This is a genomic window from Sphingobium sp. B1D7B (assembly GCF_025961965.1).
In the GTDB taxonomy this organism is placed as follows: Bacteria; Pseudomonadota; Alphaproteobacteria; order Sphingomonadales; family Sphingomonadaceae; genus Sphingobium.
Window position 1 is genome coordinate 3,648,770 of the sequence record NZ_JAOQOR010000001.1, and the last position, 20,738, is coordinate 3,669,507.

General features: G+C 64.8%; 21 protein-coding genes. 9 read left to right on the forward strand and 12 right to left on the reverse strand.

The features are described 5' to 3' along the window. Positions 1-9: 9 nt before the first annotated feature. The 7 genes from M2336_RS17120 to ubiA form a co-directional block, all read right to left on the reverse strand. Positions 10-1,314 carry a DNA-packaging protein gene (locus M2336_RS17120; RefSeq protein WP_413715980.1) on the reverse strand — a complete coding sequence of 435 codons (1,305 nt, stop codon included), beginning with the start codon at positions 1,312-1,314 and terminating at the stop codon, positions 10-12. A gap of 13 nt (positions 1,315-1,327) precedes the next feature. Next, positions 1,328-1,867, reverse strand: a complete 540-nt coding sequence (locus M2336_RS17125) for a hypothetical protein (protein WP_264573398.1) — start codon at positions 1,865-1,867, stop codon at positions 1,328-1,330. 158 nt (positions 1,868-2,025) lie between these two features. Next, positions 2,026-2,733, reverse strand: coding sequence for a tRNA (guanine(46)-N(7))-methyltransferase TrmB (gene trmB / locus M2336_RS17130; protein ID WP_181560376.1), 708 nt, complete (start codon positions 2,731-2,733; stop codon positions 2,026-2,028). 153 nt (positions 2,734-2,886) lie between these two features. Then, positions 2,887-4,095: a methionine adenosyltransferase gene (gene metK / locus M2336_RS17135; protein ID WP_181560377.1), complete on the reverse strand. Its 1,209-nt coding sequence runs from the start codon at positions 4,093-4,095 to the stop codon at positions 2,887-2,889. 88 nt (positions 4,096-4,183) lie between these two features. Further along, entirely contained in the window at positions 4,184-5,713 is a 1,530-nt protein-coding gene (lnt, locus tag M2336_RS17140; protein ID WP_264593228.1) for an apolipoprotein N-acyltransferase, read from the reverse strand. Positions 5,714-5,777: 64 nt separating this feature from the next. After that, entirely contained in the window at positions 5,778-6,359 is a 582-nt protein-coding gene (locus M2336_RS17145; RefSeq protein ID WP_264573400.1) for a YqaA family protein, read from the reverse strand. Positions 6,360-6,414: 55 nt separating this feature from the next. Continuing rightward, a complete protein-coding gene (ubiA, locus tag M2336_RS17150; RefSeq protein ID WP_264573401.1) occupies positions 6,415-7,326 on the reverse strand; it encodes a 4-hydroxybenzoate octaprenyltransferase in 912 nt (303 codons plus the stop codon). A 267-nt stretch (positions 7,327-7,593) separates the two neighbouring features. On the opposite strand from ubiA, the gene M2336_RS17155 reads away from it, so the two are divergent. Both M2336_RS17155 and M2336_RS17160 read left to right on the forward strand, forming a co-directional pair. Beyond that, the gene (locus M2336_RS17155; protein ID WP_264573402.1) at positions 7,594-8,355 is read left to right on the forward strand and encodes a 16S rRNA (uracil(1498)-N(3))-methyltransferase; all 762 of its coding nucleotides are present in this window, start codon (positions 7,594-7,596) and stop codon (positions 8,353-8,355) included. Between the two features lie 64 nt (positions 8,356-8,419). Beyond that, positions 8,420-9,793: a glutamate--cysteine ligase gene (locus tag M2336_RS17160; protein ID WP_264573403.1), complete on the forward strand. Its 1,374-nt coding sequence runs from the start codon at positions 8,420-8,422 to the stop codon at positions 9,791-9,793. A 145-nt stretch (positions 9,794-9,938) separates the two neighbouring features. On the opposite strand, the gene sthA is transcribed toward M2336_RS17160, so the two are convergent. After that, positions 9,939-11,336: a Si-specific NAD(P)(+) transhydrogenase gene (sthA, locus tag M2336_RS17165; RefSeq protein ID WP_264573404.1), complete on the reverse strand. Its 1,398-nt coding sequence runs from the start codon at positions 11,334-11,336 to the stop codon at positions 9,939-9,941. Positions 11,337-11,659: 323 nt separating this feature from the next. Here sthA and M2336_RS17170 point away from each other — a divergent pair, with 323 nt between their 5' ends. The 3 genes from M2336_RS17170 to M2336_RS17180 all read left to right on the forward strand — a co-directional run bounded on the left by M2336_RS17170 (position 11,660) and on the right by M2336_RS17180 (position 14,032). Next, complete coding sequence (locus M2336_RS17170) at positions 11,660-12,865, forward strand: toxic anion resistance protein (RefSeq protein ID WP_264573405.1); 1,206 nt, start codon at positions 11,660-11,662, stop codon at positions 12,863-12,865. 10 nt (positions 12,866-12,875) lie between these two features. Further along, positions 12,876-13,589 carry a hypothetical protein gene (locus tag M2336_RS17175; protein ID WP_264573406.1) on the forward strand — a complete coding sequence of 238 codons (714 nt, stop codon included), beginning with the start codon at positions 12,876-12,878 and terminating at the stop codon, positions 13,587-13,589. 260 nt (positions 13,590-13,849) lie between these two features. Then, on the forward strand, positions 13,850-14,032 hold the full coding sequence (locus tag M2336_RS17180; RefSeq protein WP_181560385.1) for a DUF465 domain-containing protein: 183 nt from the start codon (positions 13,850-13,852) through the stop codon (positions 14,030-14,032). 42 nt (positions 14,033-14,074) lie between these two features. On the opposite strand, the gene M2336_RS17185 is transcribed toward M2336_RS17180, so the two are convergent. Then, complete coding sequence (locus M2336_RS17185; protein WP_264573407.1) at positions 14,075-15,046, reverse strand: ArsR/SmtB family transcription factor; 972 nt, start codon at positions 15,044-15,046, stop codon at positions 14,075-14,077. A gap of 183 nt (positions 15,047-15,229) precedes the next feature. Between M2336_RS17185 and M2336_RS17190 the strand changes: the two genes are divergently transcribed. Beyond that, positions 15,230-15,439 (forward strand): circumsporozoite protein, encoded by a 210-nt coding sequence (locus M2336_RS17190; RefSeq protein WP_181560387.1) that lies wholly within the window; start codon positions 15,230-15,232, stop codon positions 15,437-15,439. A 72-nt stretch (positions 15,440-15,511) separates the two neighbouring features. Here the strand turns inward: M2336_RS17190 and M2336_RS17195 are convergent, their stop codons facing one another. Further along, positions 15,512-15,892 carry a GtrA family protein gene (locus M2336_RS17195; RefSeq protein WP_181560388.1) on the reverse strand — a complete coding sequence of 127 codons (381 nt, stop codon included), beginning with the start codon at positions 15,890-15,892 and terminating at the stop codon, positions 15,512-15,514. A gap of 208 nt (positions 15,893-16,100) precedes the next feature. Here M2336_RS17195 and M2336_RS17200 point away from each other — a divergent pair, with 208 nt between their 5' ends. Then, entirely contained in the window at positions 16,101-18,149 is a 2,049-nt protein-coding gene (locus tag M2336_RS17200; RefSeq protein WP_264573408.1) for a hypothetical protein, read from the forward strand. On the opposite strand, the gene M2336_RS17205 is transcribed toward M2336_RS17200, so the two are convergent. Continuing rightward, positions 18,108-18,566 carry a nucleoside deaminase gene (locus tag M2336_RS17205; protein ID WP_264573409.1) on the reverse strand — a complete coding sequence of 153 codons (459 nt, stop codon included), beginning with the start codon at positions 18,564-18,566 and terminating at the stop codon, positions 18,108-18,110. The genes M2336_RS17200 and M2336_RS17205 overlap by 42 nt on opposite strands. 159 nt (positions 18,567-18,725) lie before the next feature. Between M2336_RS17205 and rpmB the strand changes: the two genes are divergently transcribed. Beyond that, a complete protein-coding gene (gene rpmB / locus M2336_RS17210; protein ID WP_181560391.1) occupies positions 18,726-19,019 on the forward strand; it encodes a 50S ribosomal protein L28 in 294 nt (97 codons plus the stop codon). A gap of 81 nt (positions 19,020-19,100) precedes the next feature. On the opposite strand, the gene M2336_RS17215 is transcribed toward rpmB, so the two are convergent. After that, positions 19,101-20,105: an esterase-like activity of phytase family protein gene (locus tag M2336_RS17215; protein ID WP_264573410.1), complete on the reverse strand. Its 1,005-nt coding sequence runs from the start codon at positions 20,103-20,105 to the stop codon at positions 19,101-19,103. Positions 20,106-20,293: 188 nt separating this feature from the next. Between M2336_RS17215 and M2336_RS17220 the strand changes: the two genes are divergently transcribed. Beyond that, on the forward strand, positions 20,294-20,668 hold the full coding sequence (locus M2336_RS17220) for a glycine zipper 2TM domain-containing protein (RefSeq protein WP_181560393.1): 375 nt from the start codon (positions 20,294-20,296) through the stop codon (positions 20,666-20,668). Positions 20,669-20,738: the final 70 nt, after the last annotated feature.

The window sequence follows — 20,738 nt, forward strand, 5'->3', positions numbered from 1 at the left end:
AGCGACAAGCTAGAGTGATCGCACCCGCGCCTGCAGATTGGCCTTCAAAAGCAGTTCGGTCAGGCACCAGACAAGGGCATCCGCACGGTCAGGCGATCGCCCCGGCCCCTCGTAACGCCCATTGATCAACAAGCCGCACAACTGGTCCTCCAGTATCGCAAAGGGTCGGGCATGGCGGACCCGACCAGCCTCATAGGCGGCGGCAATCGGCTCGGCTCGCGCCACTTTGCCCTGCGCCGCGTGAACGAGGCGGACCGGCAGGGCCATGTCGGCTCCGCGCAGCACGGTACGCACCATCTCGCCGCCATTATTCGCTTCCGCCACGATGCGGTCTGCCGCCCAGCGCTCCGCGGCGTGCGCTACAGCCTGTGCCCAGCGTTGCGGGCTCGCCTGCTCGACGCTCGCATCCTCCAGCACGATTGCCTCGCCGGCCTGATCGATTCCTGCGACAATGATCCCGCAGGCGTCGCCTCCCGCGCTCGCTGGCGGATCGACGCCCACCGCGACACGCGCCAACTCTGCACGCTCAGGCACAAGGCCGGCTAAACGGCACGTCTCAATGAGCGCCCGCGTCCACAGCGCGCCTTCGTGATCAAGCAACAATTCCCCGTCCAGTTCCTGTCGCCCCAGCCGCGTGCCGCCGAAATTGCGTTCCATCTCCGCGAGGAAGCTCTGCGGAAGCGCACCTCGATTGTCCTGCGTGCTGCCCCGCGTCACCACCACGCGCGGATCGGCTGCCAGACGTCGGACCAGTGGCACGGCGCGCGGCGTGGTGGTCGCGACAATGGCCGGTCGATTGCCCAGACGCAGCCCCATCGCCAGATTGTCCCACGCCGCTTCTCCGCGCGGCCACTTCCCGATCTCGTCCGCCCAGGCATGGCTGTGCTGCGGTCCGCGCAACGTTTCCGGGTCCGCAGCGCCGTAGAGCATGGCGCACGCCCCACCCGGCCAGCGCAACTGGCGCTTGGCAGGAAACCATTTCGGTTCAATGCCCTGCGTCGCGATGGCAAGCAGCCCGCTCTCACCTTCCACCATCACAGCTCGCGCTTCATGCAGGCTCGCCCCAACCAAAGCGATCCGCGCGGTGGGATCGCCCTCGGCCACCCTTCGTACCCATTCGGCACCAGCCCGCGTCTTACCGAAGCCCCGCCCCGCCATGATCATCCAGGTGAACCAGTCGCCCGGCGGCGGCAATTGCGCAGGCCGCGCCCGAAAGCGCCAAGCCTGCATCAAGCGCCGCCGTTGCAAGAGTGACAGGTTCCGCAAGAATTGCTGCCGCAGCGTGGGCGCCAGCCTGGCCAGGCGATCGATCATCGACAGCCTGTCATCATTCACCTGCCGGCTCCCCGGCATTCTCCTCTATATCGTCCTCCGCGAGGAACCGCTCGCAAATGGCCTCCAGTTCGGCATCCAGCGCGTCCACATCTTCCGGGTCATCGCCAGCGCCACTTGCCGCTTCGGTTTCGCGCCGCCAGGATTCCACCTCCTGCCGATGGGCTGTCAGCAATCGCACGGCCACCGTCAGCGGATAGCTGTGGATGGTCCGCACCTGCTTGACCGCCTTGGTTTCGCCATCGATAACCGTTTCGGTTCGCATCGTCCCGTCGATCGATTGGCGCATAAGATGCAATTCGAGGTCGGAATAGCCCTGCTCCAGAGCCTCCTTCCAGGCTCGGGCGAATTCGGGGTCACGCCCCTTGAGCGCATAGGCCGTGCATCGATGCATTGAGGCCGCCTGCGCCGCTGCACTGACATTGGATGTCTCGGCGAGCACCGCAAGAAACTGGCGGCGGCGCTGGATCGTCCAGCGCGGGCGCCGGGGACGCGACATGTGCGGTCGCGGCGCGCCGATCGGGCGTTGCGTCATGAACACCATCCTGTTGAGAGAGGTCTTCGCAATGTGCCGCATGACGAGGTGGCCGGCTCTGTCAGAGCGGCCCGCTCGAGCGATTCGAATTGCGATGATGCCTTCTTTTAACCAGAGAGCGTCACGATGTCAACAATAAATAACCTAAATGGTCATTTTTACTTCCGGCGATACCGGAAGTACCAGACCTCATGCCCTTGCCTGCGAGCCTTGGCCTCATAGCGGGTTTCGGGCCAGCCGCCCGGACGGTTGAGGAAATCGCGCGGGCTATCGCACAGCCAGTCGAAGTCCTCGCGGTCCCGCATCACCATCAGCGCCCAGCGCAGGTAGATCGGATGATCGGTCCCGAACCGGAACTCGCCGCCCGGTTTCAGCTTGGCGGCGATCATGTCGACCGGCCCCTTGTTCATCATCCGCCGCTTGGCATGGCGCGCCTTTGGCCATGGGTCCGGGTGGAGCAGATACACGAAGCTGAGCGCCCCATCGGGGATGCGCGCCAGCACTTCGAGGGCATTGCCCATATGCAGCCGGACATTGCCGAGATGCTGGTCCCGCACATGCCCCAGCGCGCCGACGACGCCGTTGAGGAAGGGCTCGCAGCCGATGAAGCCATGGTCCGGCAGCATATCGGCGCGGTAGGCCAGATGCTCGCCGCTGCCGAAACCGATCTCGAAGTGCAGCGGTCGCTCACCAAAGGCGGTCGGGCCGAACAAGCGCTCGGCGGTGATCTCGCCCTCCTCGGGCACGCTGATCGCCGGCAGCAGCTCATCGACAAGGGCCTGCTGCCCCTGCCGCAGCTTATGGCCGGATTGGCGGCCATAGAGCCGGTTGAGCGTGGTGGGATCGCCTGATTTGTGCGCAGTCATGCGCGTGCGCCTAGATCATTTTGTCGCTGGAGGAAACGGGGGACGGCGCGCCCCGTGCCTGCTTTCATCCGCCCGCGCAGCACCCACAAAAAACGGCGCGAAGCAAGCCTCGCGCCGTTCCCTATCTCTTAGAACGCAAAGGAGCGCCCTGGCTCAGCCCAGCGCGGCCTTGAGGTCCTCGACCAGATCGGTCTTTTCCCAGGGGAAGAAGTCGCCTTCCGCCTTGCGGCCGAAATGGCCGTAAGCTGCGGTCTTGCGATAGATCGGCTTGTTAAGCCCCAGATGCGTGCGGATGCCGCGCGGAGTCAGGCCGCCCAGCTTCTCGATCTTGCCGATCGCCGCCTCGATCTTGTCGTCGCCCACCGTGCCGGTGCCGTGCGTATCGACATAGAGCGAGAGCGGCTTGGACACGCCGATGGCATAAGCCAGCTGGATCGTGCACTTGCTGGCCAGGCCCGCCGCCACGATGTTCTTGGCGAGATAACGCGTGATGTAGGCCGCCGAACGGTCAACCTTGGTCGGGTCCTTGCCGGAGAACGCGCCGCCGCCATGCGGAGCCGCGCCACCATAAGTGTCCACGATGATCTTGCGGCCGGTCAGGCCGGCGTCGCCGTCCGGGCCGCCGATCTCGAAGCTGCCGGTCGGGTTGATGTGATACTCGGTCTCGTCGCTCAGCAGCGCGGCGGGCAACACGTCGGCGACCACCTTCTTCACATAGGCCTTGAGCTCGGCTTCCTTTTCGCCGGCATCATAGCCCTTGGCATGCTGGGTGGAGACGACGATAGCGGTGCAGGCGACCGGCTTGCCGTTCTCGAAGCGCAATGTAACCTGGCTCTTGGTGTCCGGCTCCAGGAAGGGCGCGGCGCCTGAGTGGCGGTCGGCGGCCATGCGCTCGAGGATCTTGTGGCTGTAATCCAGCGTCGCCGGCATCAGGTCCGGCGTCTCATTGCAGGCATAGCCGAACATGATGCCTTGGTCGCCGGCGCCCTCATCCTTGTTGCCGCTCGCATCCACGCCCTGCGCGATATGTTCGCTCTGGCCGTGGAGATTATTCTCGAAGCGCAGCGTCTCCCAGTGGAAGCCCTCCTGCTCATAGCCAATGTCCTTGACCGTCTGGCGGACCGTGCGTTCGATTTCCTCCAGCGCGCCCGGCGCCCACTGGCCATTCTCGTACACGCCCTTGCAGCGGATCTCGCCGGCCAGCACCACCAGCTGCGTCGTCGTCAGCGTCTCGCAGGCGATGCGCGCCTCGGGGTCTTTGGAAAGAAACAGGTCGACGATCGAATCGCTGATCTGGTCGGAAACCTTGTCCGGGTGCCCCTCGGAAACCGATTCAGACGTGAAGAGATAGCTGGAACGCATGGGAGATCGTGACCTTTCTTCTAGCGGCTCTCGTGGCGGAAGTTCGGGGCCGCAGTTCATATAAAGAAATGTTTATGTTGCGCGCTCCTTAGCGAGTGCGCCGGGCGATAGCAACGCCGCTTACGAGCAGCAGCACGGCCAGACCGACCGGCAGCAGGTTGCCCAGCCGCGCAAACAAGGTGGGCGCAAGCGGCGCGGGCAGGGGGGCCTCAAAAGCACCCGCCTGCTGGAAGGGGATGGACCGGACGACACGCCCGGCGGGGTCGACCAGCGCCGAAATGCCGGTGGGGGTCGAGCGGATCACCGACAGCCCCTCCTCGATCGCTCGCAGCCGTGCCTGCGCCAGATGCTGCGGCGGGCCCCAGCTACCGAACCACGCATCATTGGACGGGTTGAACAGGAAATCGGGACGATTGGCCCGGTCGACCACCTGCCCGGAGAAGATGATCTCGTAGCAGATCTGCACGGCCATCCGCAGCTTGCCGCGCGCCTGTCCGCCATCCGGCGTCGCGGGCAGATCGAGCGTTCGCGGCCCCGGTCCGGGCCAGAAGTCGACGCTGCCCGGTACGAGCCGCGAGAGGCCGATCGCCTCCAGCACTGGCCGCATGGGAAGATATTCGCCATAAGGAACGAGGTGCGCCTTGTCATAGCGCCCATGCAGGTCCCCGCGCGCGTCCAGCACCCACAGGCTGTTATTGGCGCCCTCCAGAACCTGCGTATCCACCACGCCGCCCTGCTCGTGGAAATGATATTTGTCGCCGCCGAGCATCAGCAGATCGTCCATCCCCAGCAGCGAGGCGATCCGCCCGCGCCAGCGTGGTTCCATATCCAGCACCGCTGGTACGGCTGCCTCCGGCCAGAAGATCAACGCAGGCTTGCCGGACCGCAGCATGGTCAGCTCCGCCAAACGGCGGAAGTTCAAGATTTCAAGATTGGCGTCGTACTTCTCGTTCTGATTAATATTGGGCTGCACCACATGGATATTGGCAAGGTCGCCAGACTGGCCGTTTGCGCCGATATAGCTCGCCCGCAGCAGCCCCAGCCCAGCCACCAGCGCCAGGCCGACGATCATGATACCTGCCGGCCGCCATTGCCGGTGCGCCAGCCACCACAAGGCCGCCGCTGCGAGCATGGCGACCAGACCAAGACCATAAGTGCCGATGGCGATGGCCGTCTGCTCCACGCCGGTGCCCAGCCAGATCACCCCGAGCGGGTTCCAGGCAAAACCCGTGAACAAACTCGCGCGCAGATATTCGGTCAGCAACCAGGTCGTAGCGAGAAACAGGGCGAAGACCTGCGGCCGGCCACGCCCGAGCGTCCAGCCGATCAGGGCGGCCATCGCCGGATAAACCGCCAGATACACCGAGAGCAGGCCAACCGCTGGATAGCCCAGCCAGGCCGGCATCGAATCCTGAAAGGTGAAGGCATGGGCAATCCAGTTGAGCCCAAGCATGAAATGCCCGAGGCCGAACAGATAGCCGATCCGTCCTGCGCTCTTGCGGTCCGGCGCCGCCCAGATCAGTTGCATCACCAGCGCGAGCATGATGAGCGTCACCGGCCACAGCCCGAGCGGCGCGAAGCCAGTGGCGGAGAGCAGCCCGGCAAGCAGGGCCGTCACCCCCGGCCTGCGCGCCAAGAAAGCGGCACCGGGCCGGGAAAGCGCGTGGAGGCGTGTCACGCCATCACACCAGATACTTGACCAGCACGAACCCGCCGACGCCCAAAGCGCCGACAATCGCCGTGATCAGCCCGAAGTGCCGGTCGATAAAGGCCTTCATCGGCTCTCCGAACTTCCACAGCAAACCTGCGACCAGGAAGAAGCGCGCAGCCCGCGAAATGATGCTCGCGATCACCAGCACATAAAGGGGCATCCCGGTGGCGCCCGCCGCGATGGTGATCACCTTGAAAGGCAGCGGCGTGAAGCCGGCCAGCAGCACGATCAACCAGCCTTGCTCGTTGAAGCGTTGCGCGAAATGCTCGAATTCCGCCGTCAGACCATAAAAATCGAGGATCGCCCGCCCGATCGTATCGAACAGGAACATACCAATGACATAACCGAGCAGCGCGCCAAGCACGGACGCCACGGTGCAGATCAACGCGTATTGAAAAGCCTTGTGAGGCTTGGAAAGGCACATCGGCCCCAGCAGCACGTCCGGCGGAATCGGGAAGAAGCTGCTTTCCATGAAGCTGATGCCGAACAGCCAGCGCGGCGCGGTGCGATGCCCGGCCTTCTCGAGAGTCCATTCATAGATGCGACGCAGCATTGGCGCTCCCCGGCGGTGTCAGGCTGCCTGCGCCTGCCCGCCCCCGCTGCGTTCGTCAAGCACTGCCCACCGCAAGGCAGGCGGCGAACATCAGCAAACCGGCGAAGCGGTTGGAGCGAAATTTGACGAGCGGGTCATTGCCATCCTCGCGCAAGGTCCCGACCTGCCAGCCGAACTGCACCGCCAGAGGCGCCAGGGCCATGAGGGAGAGCCAGCTCGGCACGACTTGCCAGAGCGCGCCGCCCCACAGGAGCAGGGACAGGACAAAGCAAAGCCCCACGCCCACCCGCACATGCCGACCCATCGCCAAGGCGCTGGAGCGGATGCCGACCAGCGCGTCATCCTCCTTGTCCTGCAGGGCATAGATGGTGTCATAGGCGATCACCCAGAAGAAGGCGCCGCCATAGAGCAACAGGCCTGCCGCGTTCATGCCCCCGCTGATCTCGACCCAGCCGACTAGGGCGGCCCAGGTGAACACCAGCCCCAGCCAAGCCTGCGGCCACCAGGTAATGCGCTTCATGAACGGATAGGCCGCGACCAGCGCAAGGCTCGCCAGCGCCACGACCTGCGCCTGCCAGCGCAATTGCAGCAGCACGATCAACCCGATGAAGCACAGGATGAGCAACCACGCCCAAGCCGCCTTCAGCGACACAGCGCCGCTGGCGATGGGCCGATTGGCGGTCCGCGCCACCTTCGCGTCGAGGTCGCGGTCCACGATATCATTGTAGACACAGCCAGCGCCCCGCATCGCGATGCTGCCAATCAGGAACCAGAGCAGCATCGTCCAGCGCTCGGGCACCCCACCGGCAAGCGCTATCGCCCAGGCGCCGGGCCAGAACAGCAGCCACCAGCCGATCGGCCGGTCGAACCGCGCCAGCAGCGCATAGGGCCGTGCCGCAGCCGGGAGCAGGCGCAAGAAACCCTGCGCTTCGGTATCCGGCACATATTGCGGCTCGCTGCGCTCCATCGCCTTGCTAGTCCCTGTTGCCTTGATGGTCGCCCCACCCCTGCGCCAGGAGCGACCATCCGATCAACCCCTCGTCGAGCCGGACCTCCTCTTCCGCCACCTCCTGGCGGCCTCTGCCCACGTGCCTTGAGCGGCCACCGTTCGTTTCGAGCGAAGTCGAGACACACCCCTCGACCTACGCCATGCTGTCGAGGGTCTCGACTTCGCTCGACACGAACGGAATTGAGGCGTTGCCGAGTCAACGGACGATGCACTAGGGCAATGCTCATGCCCGCCACTCCCGCCTGGCCACCCAAATCTACGCCGCGCCTGTTCGTCGAGACGGCGCTCGGCGAGCAGGTTGCCGTGCCGGTCGAGGGCAACAGCGCTCATTATCTGATTTCAGTGATGCGCCTCCGCGAGGGCGACACCGTCCTTCTCTTCGATGGCCGCTCGGGCGAATGGAGCGCCACCGCCGAGCAGGTCCGCAAGCGCGATCTCGTCCTGCGCTGCGCGGCGCAGACGCGGTCGCCAGAGAGCGTGCCGGACTTCTGGCTCTGTGTCGCCCCGATCAAGAAGGGCCGGATCGATCTGGTCGCCGAAAAGGCCTGCGAACTGGGCGTCGCGCGGCTCGTCCCGGTGCGCACCGAGCGCAGCATCGTCGACAAGGTCAACGGCGAGCGGTTGCACGCCCATTTGGTCGAGGCCGCAGAGCAATGCGGCCGCACCGCGCTGCCGGAACTGGCCGACCTCACCACCCTCCCCGCCCTGCTCGCCGACTGGCCGGCTGACCGCGCCCTGTTCTTCGCGGACGAGACGGGCGGCGAGCCGATGACCACGAGCTTTGCGGCGAACAGCGGCCCGGCCGCCCTGCTCATCGGGCCGGAAGGCGGCTTCACCGAGAAGGAGCGCGCGCTGATCCGCGCGCATGCGGCCGCCCGCCCCATCTCCCTTGGCCCGCGAATCCTCCGCGCCGAGACCGCCGCCATCGCCGCCACGGCCTGCTGGATGGCGCTCAACGGTGACTGGACAAGTTTCGAATCGAAATGAATTTGCGCGGGCGCGGCAAACCTCTTATGGGCGCGCCGATGCAGGGCGAGGACCGGATCAGGCAATGAGTACACGCAAGGAAACGGCGGGCGAAGATCCGATCATCGAGTCTCGCAGCCAGCTCATCAGCCTGTTCCAGGATGGCGAAAAGCCTGCAGATCGCTGGAAAATCGGCACCGAGCACGAGAAGTTCGTCTACCGCCTCGCAGACCACCGCGCCCCCTCTTATGATGAGCCCGGCGGCATTCGCGATCTGCTCGATGGCCTGCGCACGTTCGGTTGGGAACCGGTCGAGGAAGGCGGCAAGGTCATCGCGCTCTCGGGCAGCGATGGCACAATCAGCCTTGAGCCTGCCGGCCAGCTCGAACTCTCCGGCGCCCCGCTCGACAATCTCCACCAGACCTGCGCCGAAACCGGACGGCATCTGGAACAGGTCAAGGCCGTCGGCGACAAGCTCGGCCTCGGCTTCCTCGGCCTTGGCATGTGGCCGGACAAGACACGTGCTGAACTGCCGATCATGCCCAAGGGCCGCTATGGCATCATGCTGCAGCACATGCCGCGCGTCGGAAGCATGGGCTTGGACATGATGCTGCGCACCTGCACCATTCAGGTCAATCTGGATTATTCCAGCGAAGCGCGCATGGTGAAGATGTTTCGCACCAGCCTCGCGCTCCAGCCGCTGGCGACGGCCCTGTTCGCCAATTCGCCGTTCACGGAGGGCAAGCCCAACGGCTACCTCTCCTATCGCAGCCACATCTGGTCGGACACCGATCCGCATCGCACCGGCATGCTGCCCTTCGTGTTCGAGGATGGCTTCGGTTACGAGCGCTACGCCGACTACGCACTCGACGTACCGATGTACTTCGTCTTCCGCGACGGCAAATATATCGACGCCGCCGGCCAGAGCTTCCGCGACTTCCTCGATGGCAAGCTGCCCGCCCTCCCCGGCGAGCGACCGACCATGGGCGACTGGGAGGATCACCTCTCCACCGCCTTCCCGGAAGTGCGCATGAAGAGCTTCCTCGAAATGCGCGGCGCCGATGGTGGCCCGTGGAACCGCATCTGCGCCCTGCCGGCCCTGTGGGTCGGCCTGCTTTATGATGACGGCGCGCTCGATGCCGCCTGGGATATGGTGAAGGACTGGACGATGGAGGAGCGCGAGACCCTCCGCACCGAAGTCCCCCGCCTCGCCCTTGGCGCGCCCGTCCCCGGCGGCCGCACCCTGCAGGACATCGCCGGCGAGGTCCTCGCCATCGCCCGCGCCGGCCTCACCGCCCGCGCCCGCCTCAACAGCATCGGCGAAAATGAAGGCGGTTACCTCTCCGCGCTGGACGAAGTCGCCGCCACCGGCCGCACCCACGCCGAGCGCCTGCTGGATCGCTACAATGGCGCATGGGGGGGCGACATCACGAAGGTCTACGGCGAAGAGAGTTTTTGAGGGGGGTCAGTTTAAAACCCCCGAGCGCTCATTCTCACCCCCGTCATTCCCGCGAACGCGGGAATCCAGATCGGCGTTGGGTCTAAGCGATAGCGCGCAACTGGATTCCCGCGTTCGCGGGAATGACGAAATCAAAACCGAACCCTCACCCCTCCCTGGGCATCCGGTTCCACGCATCCAGTGCCGCAATTTTGTAAGCCTCGGCCAGCGTCGGATAATTGAACGTGTTCTCGATAAAATAATCGATCGTGCCTTTGAGGTTCAGCACCGCCTGGCCGATGTGGATCAGCTCCGTTGCGCCCTCGCCGATGATGTGCACGCCAAGCAGCCGCCGCGTCTTGAGCGAGAAGATCATCTTCATCAGCCCTGAATCCAGCCCCATGATGTGCCCGCGCGAGGTTTCACGAAAGCGCGCGATCCCGCATTCATAGGGAATCTTTTTCGCCTTCACGTCCTGCTCACTCATGCCGACCGTGGAAATCTCCGGCACCGCGTAGATGCCATAAGGGAAATAGGCCGGCGCCGGCGGCATCGGCAGATCGAAGGCATGGCACGCCGCGATCCGTCCCTGCTCCATCGAGGTCGAGGCAAGGCTGGGAAAGCCGATCACGTCGCCCGCCGCGTAGATGTGCGGCACATCGGTCTGGAAGGTCTTGGGATCCACCTTCAGCCGGCCGCGATTGTCCACCGCCAGTCCGCAATGCTCCAGCCCGAGCGTATGCGTCGCACCCACCCGCCCGGCCGCGAACAGCATCATCTCGGAGCGGATCGCGCGCCCGTCTTCCAGCGTGGTGACGACGGCTCCGCTCGCATCCTTGGCCACGTTGGTGACCTTGGCGCCCAGCCGGATGGTCATGCCCCGGTCGCGCAGCTGATGGATGAATTCCTCGATGATCTCCCGGTCGATGAAGTCCAGGAATGTCTCGCGCGGCTCGATGAGCGTCACCGCCACATCCAGCGCTGAGAAGATCGTCGCATATTCGATGCCGATGACGCCCGCGCCGATCACCACCAGCGAGCGCGGCACGCGCGGCGCCTCGATCAGCACGTCACTGTCCAGCACGATATCGTCATCGAACGGGATATTATCCGGCCGGAACGGCGCAGTGCCGACCGCAATCAGGATCCGCTCGCCGCGCACCCGCAATTCGCTTTCGTCCGGCGCAGTGACCAGCAAGGTGTGCGGATCGGTAAAACGAGCAAACCCCTCCAGCGTGCGCACGCCATTGCGCTGGAACTGGTGCTCAAGCACGTCCACCTCATGCTCCAGCGTCTTGTCGATCCGGTGATCGAGATCGCTGCCGCCAATGTCCTTCTTCACCCGGTAGGAGCGGCCGTAGAAGCCGCGCTCGCGCCAGCCGGTCAGATTGAGCACGGTCTCCCGCAGCGTCTTGGAAGGAATGGTGCCGGTGTGCACGGACACGCCGCCGACACGCTTGCGCCCTTCCACCACCAGCACCGATTTACCGAGCTTGGCGGCCTGCACCGCTGCCCGGCGCCCGGCCGGCCCACTGCCGATCACGACGAGATCATAAACATCCATAATGGCGCCCCCCGCTGCCTGACAGGCTGCCTGCCTGTCCAACCGCCTTCCAAGGGACATCCTCTCGAAGCGATGATGGTGGTGCATTTCCGGCGCCTTTGCAATGTTCTCTCCAAGGCGGCAGGGCCTAGCCTCAAATGGCTTAGATTTGATTTACCATCACTCCGTCTCCGGCGTCTCCTCGTGAGCGCCGTGGCCGCGCAGTGCAATCCACGTCGTCCTGACCTCCGGGGACTTACTTCTCCGCCCCATGCCCCCTATACTGAAGACCGGCCTTGAACCGGCGGTGTTATATCGCAATATTACACCCCAAGGAGACCCAGATGGCGACCAGCGCGACGACGACCCAGGACAAGCTCGATCTCACCCCACCCGAGGTGGTGCCCAATGTGACGGCTGAACGCGCTGCCGGCCTCGTGCCGCTGGAAGATGAGAAGAAGAGCAAGCTCGACGAAAAGGTCGATGCCTTTGTCGAGGAACTGGCCGCGCTCGACGCCAATTCCCCCGAGTTCGGCGCCAAGGTCGATCAGATCACCAACATGGGCCGCAAGGAGATTGCGGAAGCTGCCGGCCACTCCAACCGCTTCCTCGATCGCCCGGTGCGCGCCATGGACGCGGACAGCAATGTCGGCACCGACCTTGCCGAGTTGCGCCGTGTCATCGAGGATCTCGATCCCGGCAAGCGCGGCAATCTGCTCGCGCCGCGCAAGCTCTTCGGCATCATCCCGTTCGGCAACAAGATGCGCAACTATTTCGACAGCTACAAGTCGAGCCAGACGCACATCAACTCGATCCTCGGCAGCCTCGCCAGCGGCAAGGACACGCTGATCAAGGATAATGCCGCCATCGATGTCGAGCGGCAGAACATGTGGGCGACCATGGGCCGGCTGGAGCAGATGATCCACATCGCCAAGGCCATGGACGCGCGGCTCGAGCAAAAGGCCTTCGAGCTGGAGACGACCGATCCGGCCAAGAGCAAGGCCATCAAGGAGAGCGCGCTGTTCTACGTGCGCCAGCGCACCCAGGACCTGCTGACGCAAATGGCGGTCACCGTGCAGGGCTATCTGGCGCTGGATCTGGTTAAGAAGAACAATGTCGAGCTGGTGAAGGGCGTAGACCGTGCGAGCACGACCACCGTCTCTGCCTTGCGCACGGCAGTGACCGTGGCGCAGGCACTGGCCGGGCAGAAGCTGGTCCTCGATCAGATCACCGCGCTTAACACGACGACGGCCAACCTCATCGATTCGACGGGCGAACTGCTCAAGACCCAGTCGGCGCAAATCCATGAGCAGGCGGCCAGCAGCACAATCCCGCTGGAGACGCTGCAGCGCGCTTTCCAGAATATCTACGACACCATGGACAATATCGACACCTTCAAGCTGAAAGCGCTGGAGAATATGAAGACGACGGTGAACACGCTCAGCACTGAAGTCGAGAAGTCGAAAGGCTATATTGCGCGCGCGGAGGGTCAGGCCCGCGCGCAGGCAGCGGTGACCAGCGGCCAGTCTCCGCTGACGGCAATCGAGTAACAGGGCCGCCATGCCCAGCGAAGTCGACGAAATCGTCCAGCGCGCCAATGAGTTGATTGCGCGGACCAGCGAGCGCTACCGCCATACCGGTCGCAAGATCGCCCGGATGCAGCGCGACTGGACGCGGCGGCTCAAGCGCATGATCCTCGCGGTCGCTGCCGTGCTGGTGGGCGCGGCGATTGCCGGGTTCGTGCTGGGTGGCATCGGCACCACGGGCGTTCTGCTGGTCATGGGCCTGCTCATCGCCTGCCTCGCTTTCGCGTTCATCTCCACCGAGCCCCGCGTCATGGAGCCGGAACGGCTCGCGCAGGCGGACCTCAAGACGCTTCCGCAAAAGACCGAGATCTGGCTCGACAATCAGCGTCGCGCGCTCCCGGCGCCCGCCATCCCCATCGTCAACGCCATCGGCAACCGGCTGGAGACCCTGGCACCTCAGCTCGCCAAGCTCGACCCCCGCGAGCCTGCCGCCGTCGAGGTCCGGCGCCTGCTCAGCGACCATCTGCCGGAGCTGGTTACCGGCTATCAGTCGATTCCCGAACCGCTGCGTCATGTCCCTCGCAACGGCCGCGTGCCGGACGCGCAACTGGTCGAGGGCCTCTCCGTCATCGAGCAGGAGATCGCGCATGTGACGGCCCAGCTCGCCGATGGCGATCTCGACAAGCTCGCGGTTCATAACCGCTATCTTGAGCTTAAATATCAGGAAGCCCGCCAACTCGGCGAATAACGCCGGTCGCTCCGCGCCACGCCCGCTATGAGGCGGTTTTTGCGACAGAAAAAGCCTGTTCAGACTTGAACAGCCGTCTCGGCTTGCTACATTGGATGTGCGGGCCGGGCCCCTCTGGCGAGCAACGACGTTCCCCCTGCGTCAGCTCGTGATGTCGGACCGCATCGGGTGACACCGGTGCGACGTCTGGCACCCCCATGCAGACAAGATCATCGCCCGGTTGTCACCCGAGTTTTGGAAACCTTCCAACGGAGTGGCATATGTCCAAGCATATCTTCAGTCTCCTTGATCGGCACCAGAAGCTCGATGAAGCCCTGCGCTTTGAACAGCGGCAGCGCGCGCCGGATTTCGGAAAGCTGCAGCGACTCAAGCGCCTCAAGCTGGCGGTCAAGGACCGGCTGGCCTTGATGGCGCGCCGGCGCCACCTCGTGCCGAGCGACTGATCTCCCTCGATTGTCGCGAAATGCAGTCGCGGCGCCCGGCGTTTATGCGCGTCGGGCGTCCTTTTTTTGAGCCAGCGGCACGCGCTGGCTCTGGCCGAGCCACAGCTTCACGGTCAGCTCGCCGCCCGCCAGCGTATCCACCTGCTCCAGCGCGACCCCCGCCGCGGCGAACCATGCCCTAATCTGCTCATCGGAAAAGCCCAGCCGGCTATGGGCGTCGCGCGTTCGCAATTCCTCCCGCTCATGCGGCGCGAAATCGACGATCAGCAGCCGCCCGCCCGGCCGCAAGGTGCGCGCGATCTCGGCGATGACCCGCTCGGGCGCCTGCGCATAATGCAGCACCTGATGTAAAATCGCCGTGTCGGCCGATCCATCCTCGATGGGCAAGGCACTGAAATCGCCGGCCAGAAAATGCACCCGGTCGGCGATGTCGCGCGGCAGCTTCCCGCGCGCCAGCCGCAGCATTTCGGCACTGCGATCGATCGCCAGCACCTGCTCGGACTGCGCGGCGAACAGGGTCGCGATCCGCCCCGTCCCCGTGCCCACATCGAGCAAGCGGCCAAGCTCGTGCGTCTTGAGCATCGCCAGCATGGCCGCTTCCACATCGGCCTCCGGCACATAGAGCGAGCGCTGGGCGTCCCATTCCTCGGCATGGCTCGCGAAATAATCCTCGGCCGCGCGCGCCCGCTCCGCCCGAACGGCCGTAAGGCGCGCCTGATCCGCTTCGATCCACAGCCGCTCGCTTGCTGAGGGTGCTGCCGCGTCAAGCAGGGCCAGCAATGCCGGCGTCTCCTGTCCCCCGCACAGACGCAGGAACACCCAACTGCCTTCCTTCCGGCGTTCCGCCAGCCCGGCCTCCACCAATATGCGGACATGCCGGGAGACGCGGGGCTGGCTCTGCCCGACGACGAGCGCGACTTCGCCCACCGCCAGTTCCATCTCACGCAGAAGATGCACGATCCGCAGTCTCGTGGGATCGGCAAGAGCGCGGAAAAGATCGAGTTGTCCCAGCATCGCCCGGCTGTCTGCGGCATCCGCGGAGGCAGTTCAAGCCATAGCTTTCATCGCTGGTTAATGGGCATCATTACCAAGGGATTGCGCTGGCGCTCACAAATCGATACGAATCGCTCCGCAGGCAAAGGGGGGGGACCCCTTCCACAGCTTCTGCTCGGTTTGAATTCATCAAGGGGTTTGCCCATGACCAAGACTATTGCCATCTCGCTTGTTCTGGCTGCTTCGCTCGGCCTCGCCGCGTGCTCCAAGTCCGAGACCAACGAAGCCGTCAACAACACCGTGAACATGTCGAACGACGTGGAAAACGCTGCCGACAACACCATGAACGCCGCGGGCAACGCGATGGACAACATGGCGAACGGTGCCAGCAACGTCGCCAACAACGCGATGTAATCCACGGCTTTGCCGTAAGAATTCGAAAAGGGCTGCCGGCGATCCGGCGGCCCTTTTTATTGCGCGCTCGCCTTAGCGGAACACCCATTGGCGGTTGAGCGTGAAGACCAGCACCGGCGTGACCACGCCCATCAAGGGGATCGGCGACCAGAGCGGCAGCATCAGCCGTTCCACGCACAGCCAGACCCAGAAGGCGTTGAGCGCCAGACTGAGCAGCGAAACGATCGCAAAGCGCACCGCCTGCGCCACCGGACGATCCCGGCTACCATGCCCCCGAAATGTGAAGCGGCCATGCAGCACATAGCCTGTAGCTACCGCCACCAGATAGCCGCAGACATTCGCGAGTTGCGGGTGGACGCCCAGCAATTGCGCCAGAACCCAGTAGACGCCAGCCTGCAGCGCCGTGACGAAGCCGCCGGTCAGCGCATAGCGCACGAGTTGTCCACCGATCATCAGCTACACGCACTTTCAGCCGACCGGCGTTTCGATTCACTCATGTGTGATTTGCCCCGTTGCGCTTTTGATGCACATGGCTAAGCCCTAGGCCGTGAACTCGGCAGCGGCAATGGTCGCGGTTCCCCATTGGGTAAGACCGCAGGCGTATCGGGACGACGAGGCCGCCCTGCCTGTTCCTGCACATATGGCTATCGGGCGCTGAACCATGCGGATTGACAGTTCTGCCACTCAAAGCGGGTGGACATCGCGCGCGAGCCGGCTGTGGCGCGCCATAGAGGGGTTCGCGCAGCGTGAATGGCGCTGGCTGATCGTCATCGCTTGGCTGATCATCGCGGCCTATTTCCTGAATCGCTCCGCGGATGCCATTCGCTTCCTCTCCCTTGGCGATACCGACGATAATATGCGGTATCTGCAGGTGAGGGACTGGCTGGCCGGGCAGAGTTGGTGGGATTTGCGGCAGCACCGCATGGCGCCGCCCGATGGCGCCAATATCCACTGGAGCCGGCTGGTCGATCTGCCCATCGCCGCCCTCATCCTCTTCTTCAGCCTGTTCACCGATCGCGCGCGCGCCGAGGAACTGGCGGTTGGCGTCGAGCCACTGCTCCCGTTGCTGCTGCTGATGCTCGCCCTTGCCTTCATCGCCCGGCGCTTATCGGATCGTGGCCAGGGCCAGGGCTGGTTCATCGCGATGCTGCTGCCGCTGGGCGCCGGCATGGGCCTCTCCATGTTCATGCCGCTGCGCATAGATCATCATGGCTGGCAGTTGGCGCTCACGGCGACCGCGCTTGCGGGCCTTGTCGATCGCAAGTGGACGCGCGGCGGTGTCGTCACCGGCGTCGCCAGCGCTCTCTCCGTGGTCATCGGCATGGAAATGCTGGTATATCTCGTCGGGGCCGGCGCGCTCATTGCCTTGCGGTGGATTTTCAAGGAAGGCGCTGCCCGCCGCGTCCGCCCCTATGCGCTTGGCCTCGGCGGTACGACGGCGCTCGGCTACGCGCTGTTCGCCAGCAACGCCAATCGCGCGCCGGTATGCGATGCCATCTCACCGGTCTGGGCCAGCGTACTCGTGCTGACGGCGGGCGTTCTTTACGGCCTCACCCTCCTGCCCCTCCGCGGCTGGCTGCAGCGCCTGGGCGCCGCGGCCCTTGGGGGAGGGGCCGTTCTCGCTTTTGCATGGCTGAGCTGGCCCAATTGCGTGACGGACCTCTACGGCATCTCGCCTGAACTCCAGAAGAGCTGGCTGGTCTACATCCGCGAGGCCAAGCCGATCTATGTGCAAGCACAATCGAGCTGGGTGCCGATGATCAGCCTGCCGGTGACGGGTCTGCTCTGTGGCCTGATCGGTTGCTGGGCCGCCCGCCGCGATTCGGAGCGGATGTGGGCCTGGGCCACGGTCACGCTGATGATCGCCTTCGCCATCGCGCTCACCTTCTGGCAAATCCGCGCCGGCCCTGCCGCGCAGCTTCTGGCCATTCCCCCGGTCGCCTGGGCCGGCTGGGCGATCATCGTCACCCTGCTCACCGGCTCGTGGCTCCGGCGATTGCTGGCCGTGCCGGCCGCGCTCGTCCTCATCTGGGCGAGCAGCGTCTATTTCCTCTATCCCATCGTTTCAAAGGCCTTTGCCCAGGCGCCCAAGCCGGAAAACCAGGCGAACACCGCGCCCTCGATTCGCAACCAGGCGTCCCCCTCGGCGAAGAACGCCTCAGCCAACAGCGCCAGCGCCGCACCGGCGTCCAATCTGTCCGCGGTCTCAAAACCCGCCACGAAGCCGCTCACCGGCACGCATCGACCGGAAGTGCGCTGCCGCACCCAGCCTGCGCTGCAACCGCTCGACCAGATCGCGCCTGCGACGATCTTCACCCTCGTCGATCTGGGGCCGCGCCTCATCGCGATTACGCACCACACGGTCATTGCCGGCCCCTATCACCGCAATCAGGAAGCCATTCTCGACGTGCACCACGCCTTCGATGGGTCGCCCGAGACATTTCGCAAGATCGCGCAGAAGCGCGGCGCGACCTATCTGCTCTACTGTCCCGGCTTCCCGGAAGGGACGATCTACCAGCGCCGCAGCCCCAAGGGCTTCTATGCACGGCTGGCGCGTGGCGAGACATTCCCCTTCCTGACGCCGGTCACCGTCAAGGCGCCGAGCGAGTTGCCCTACCGGCTCTACCGGATCACGCCGCTGGCGGCGCAGGCCTCTTCCGCAACCGCGTCACCGCCGCGCGGCGAAAAAGTCCCGCAAAAGGCGCGCTGAGCTGTCCTCGCCGATGCCGGGAAAGATCTCCGGACGGTGATGGCATTGAGGCTGCGCAAAGACCCGCGCACCATGCTCGACACCACCGCCCTTGGGATCGGCCGCGCCATAATAAAGCCGGGCGATCCGGGCATGGGCAATGGCCCCCGCGCACATGGGGCAGGGTTCGAGCGTCACCCACAGGTCGCAATCGCCAAGCCGGTCCTGCCCGAGATGTGCGCAGGCAGCGCGGATCGCGACGATCTCGGCATGCGCCGTGGGATCGCGATCGCGCCGGTTGCGATTCTCGCCCTGCCCGATCACCGCGCCATTCCGCATTATCACAGCGCCGATCGGCACTTCCCCCGCGTCCGCAGCGCGGCGCGCACAGTCCAGCGCCAGACGCATCGGCTCGGGCAGGGGAAAAGCGCTCGACATGATCGCAGCTAGTGGCTCATCCGCCCTTCCCTGTCGAGGCCAGTCCTGCTAGGCCGCGCGCAAGGACAGGGTCGTTTTGCGGGAAACCGCCTTGACGATTCGTCCCCCGCCTTGTATCGGCGCCGCTTTCCGAACGACCAAGTATCAGGATCGATTGACATGTCGCGCATCTGCGAACTGACCGGCCGGGGCCGCCAAGTGGGCCACAACGTGTCCCACGCCAATAACAAGACCAAGCGCGTGTTTCTGCCCAACCTGCAGAATGTGACGCTCATCTCCGACACGCTGGAGCGTGGCGTGAAGCTGCGGGTTTCGACCCACGGCCTGCGCTCGGTCGAGCATAACGGTGGTCTGGACAACTGGCTGCTCAAGACCTCTGACGAAAAGCTCTCGCTGCGCGTGCGTCGCCTGAAGCGTGAGATCGTCAAGAAGGTAGCCGTCAAGGCTGCCTGAACGCGCTGGCCGATCCATTCGGCCAGACACAGAGATTGAAAGGGGCGGCCTCAGCAGGCCGCCTTTTTCTGTGCCTGTAATTCAGGGTCGCAGCCCCTCCCCGATCCAGTCGGCCGGCAAGGCGAAGCGCAGCAGCAAGGTGCGCTGCAGGGCAAAGCGGTTATTGTCGGAAACGACCCACAGGATCGGCTGACCCGCCTCCCAGCCCAGCGCCAGCCCCTCGAAATTATCCGCCAACCCGGGCGGCTCCAGCCGGGCCACGACCGTACCGGAAAGCTCGGCGCCATCCTTGAATGCTGGCAATCGCACAAGGCTCAGCCGGGCCGTAAAGCCGTGTGCCAGCGTCAGCCGTCGATTGAGAACCAGCAGCCGGTCTCCGCCAAGCCACAGCGCATCCGTCGGCCGGTAACCGGCGGGCGCGTGATAGCGAAGCTGCAGCGGCGGTGGTGTCTCCCGCGCGACCGGATCGCCCTGCCACAGCAGCGCTTCGAACGCACCGGAGCGGTCCTGCGCCATTTCGGCAATGGCGAGAAACCGCCCATCGCCCAACCGCACCAGCGATTCGATGCTGCCCGTCGAGGGCCAATGTCTGATTTCCGCAGGGGCGACGCAGGCTTCGACATGGCGAAACCGGGGCGCATAGCGGCAGATTCGCTGAAGATGCTCGAACCCCACCCAGGAGCGCCCCGACACCGGGTCATGCGCGAGGCTCTCCGAATCCATCTTCCAACGCGGCCAGTCCTGCTCGACCGCCCAGCGCGGCAGGGACTGGACCTTGCCAACGCCCGGCCGCCCCGGCCGCATGTTCTCAAACAATTCCCCCGAATCGGTCAGCCCGGTCAGATTGCCGTCAGCACGCACCATCAGCGCGGAAATGCCGCCGAAGACCTCACGCGGGCTGGTCAGGGACCAGGCGCCCGTCAGGCGGAGCGGCCCGAAGGCCGTGGCGTCCGCTGCGGCCGACCTTAGCGCCAGTGGCTCGGCCTTGATGAGCAGCGGCCCATTCTCAAGACCCGGAGAAAGCGCCGGGTGGCGGCCATTCATCAGCAGAATGAAGAGGGCGAGAATGAGCAGGATGCGCCGCATGGCCTTGCTCCTAGCGCCCCCTGGGGCAGCGCGCCAGCCAAGCGACGTCAGGTCGGCAAAGCTGAACCTTGCCTAAAATGTCCATTCAGCTTTGGCTCAACGGATGGGGTCTAAACAGACATCATGACGGACAAGGCGTGGCCACCGTGCCGCAAGATGCCCGCCAAAGGATTTGAAGGAGCAAGACCATGACTGCACGCAAGTTCCTCAGCATCACGGCGGCCGCCACCATGGTCGCAACGTCCTTCGGCGTCACGGCTCCGGCCATGGCCCGTGACCATTATCGCGACTATCGCGGCGATTATGGCCGTGACTATCGCTACAACGACCGCGACTATCGTGATTACCGCGATGCCCGTTATTCTGACCGCCGCAACTATCGCTACGATAACCGCTGCCGGGACAATGGCACGGGCGGCACGATCATCGGCGCCCTTGCCGGTGGCCTGCTCGGCCATGAGGTCGCCGGTCGCCGTGGCGACAAGACCGCAGGCGTGATCATCGGCGGCGCCGTCGGCGCGATTGCCGGCCGCGCGATCGACAAGGCCGACAGCCGCTGCTGAGCAGCCTGACAGCCACGCTTCTGCCTCCCAGGCAAATGGAAAGGCCGGCCCCGCGAGGGACCGGCCTTTC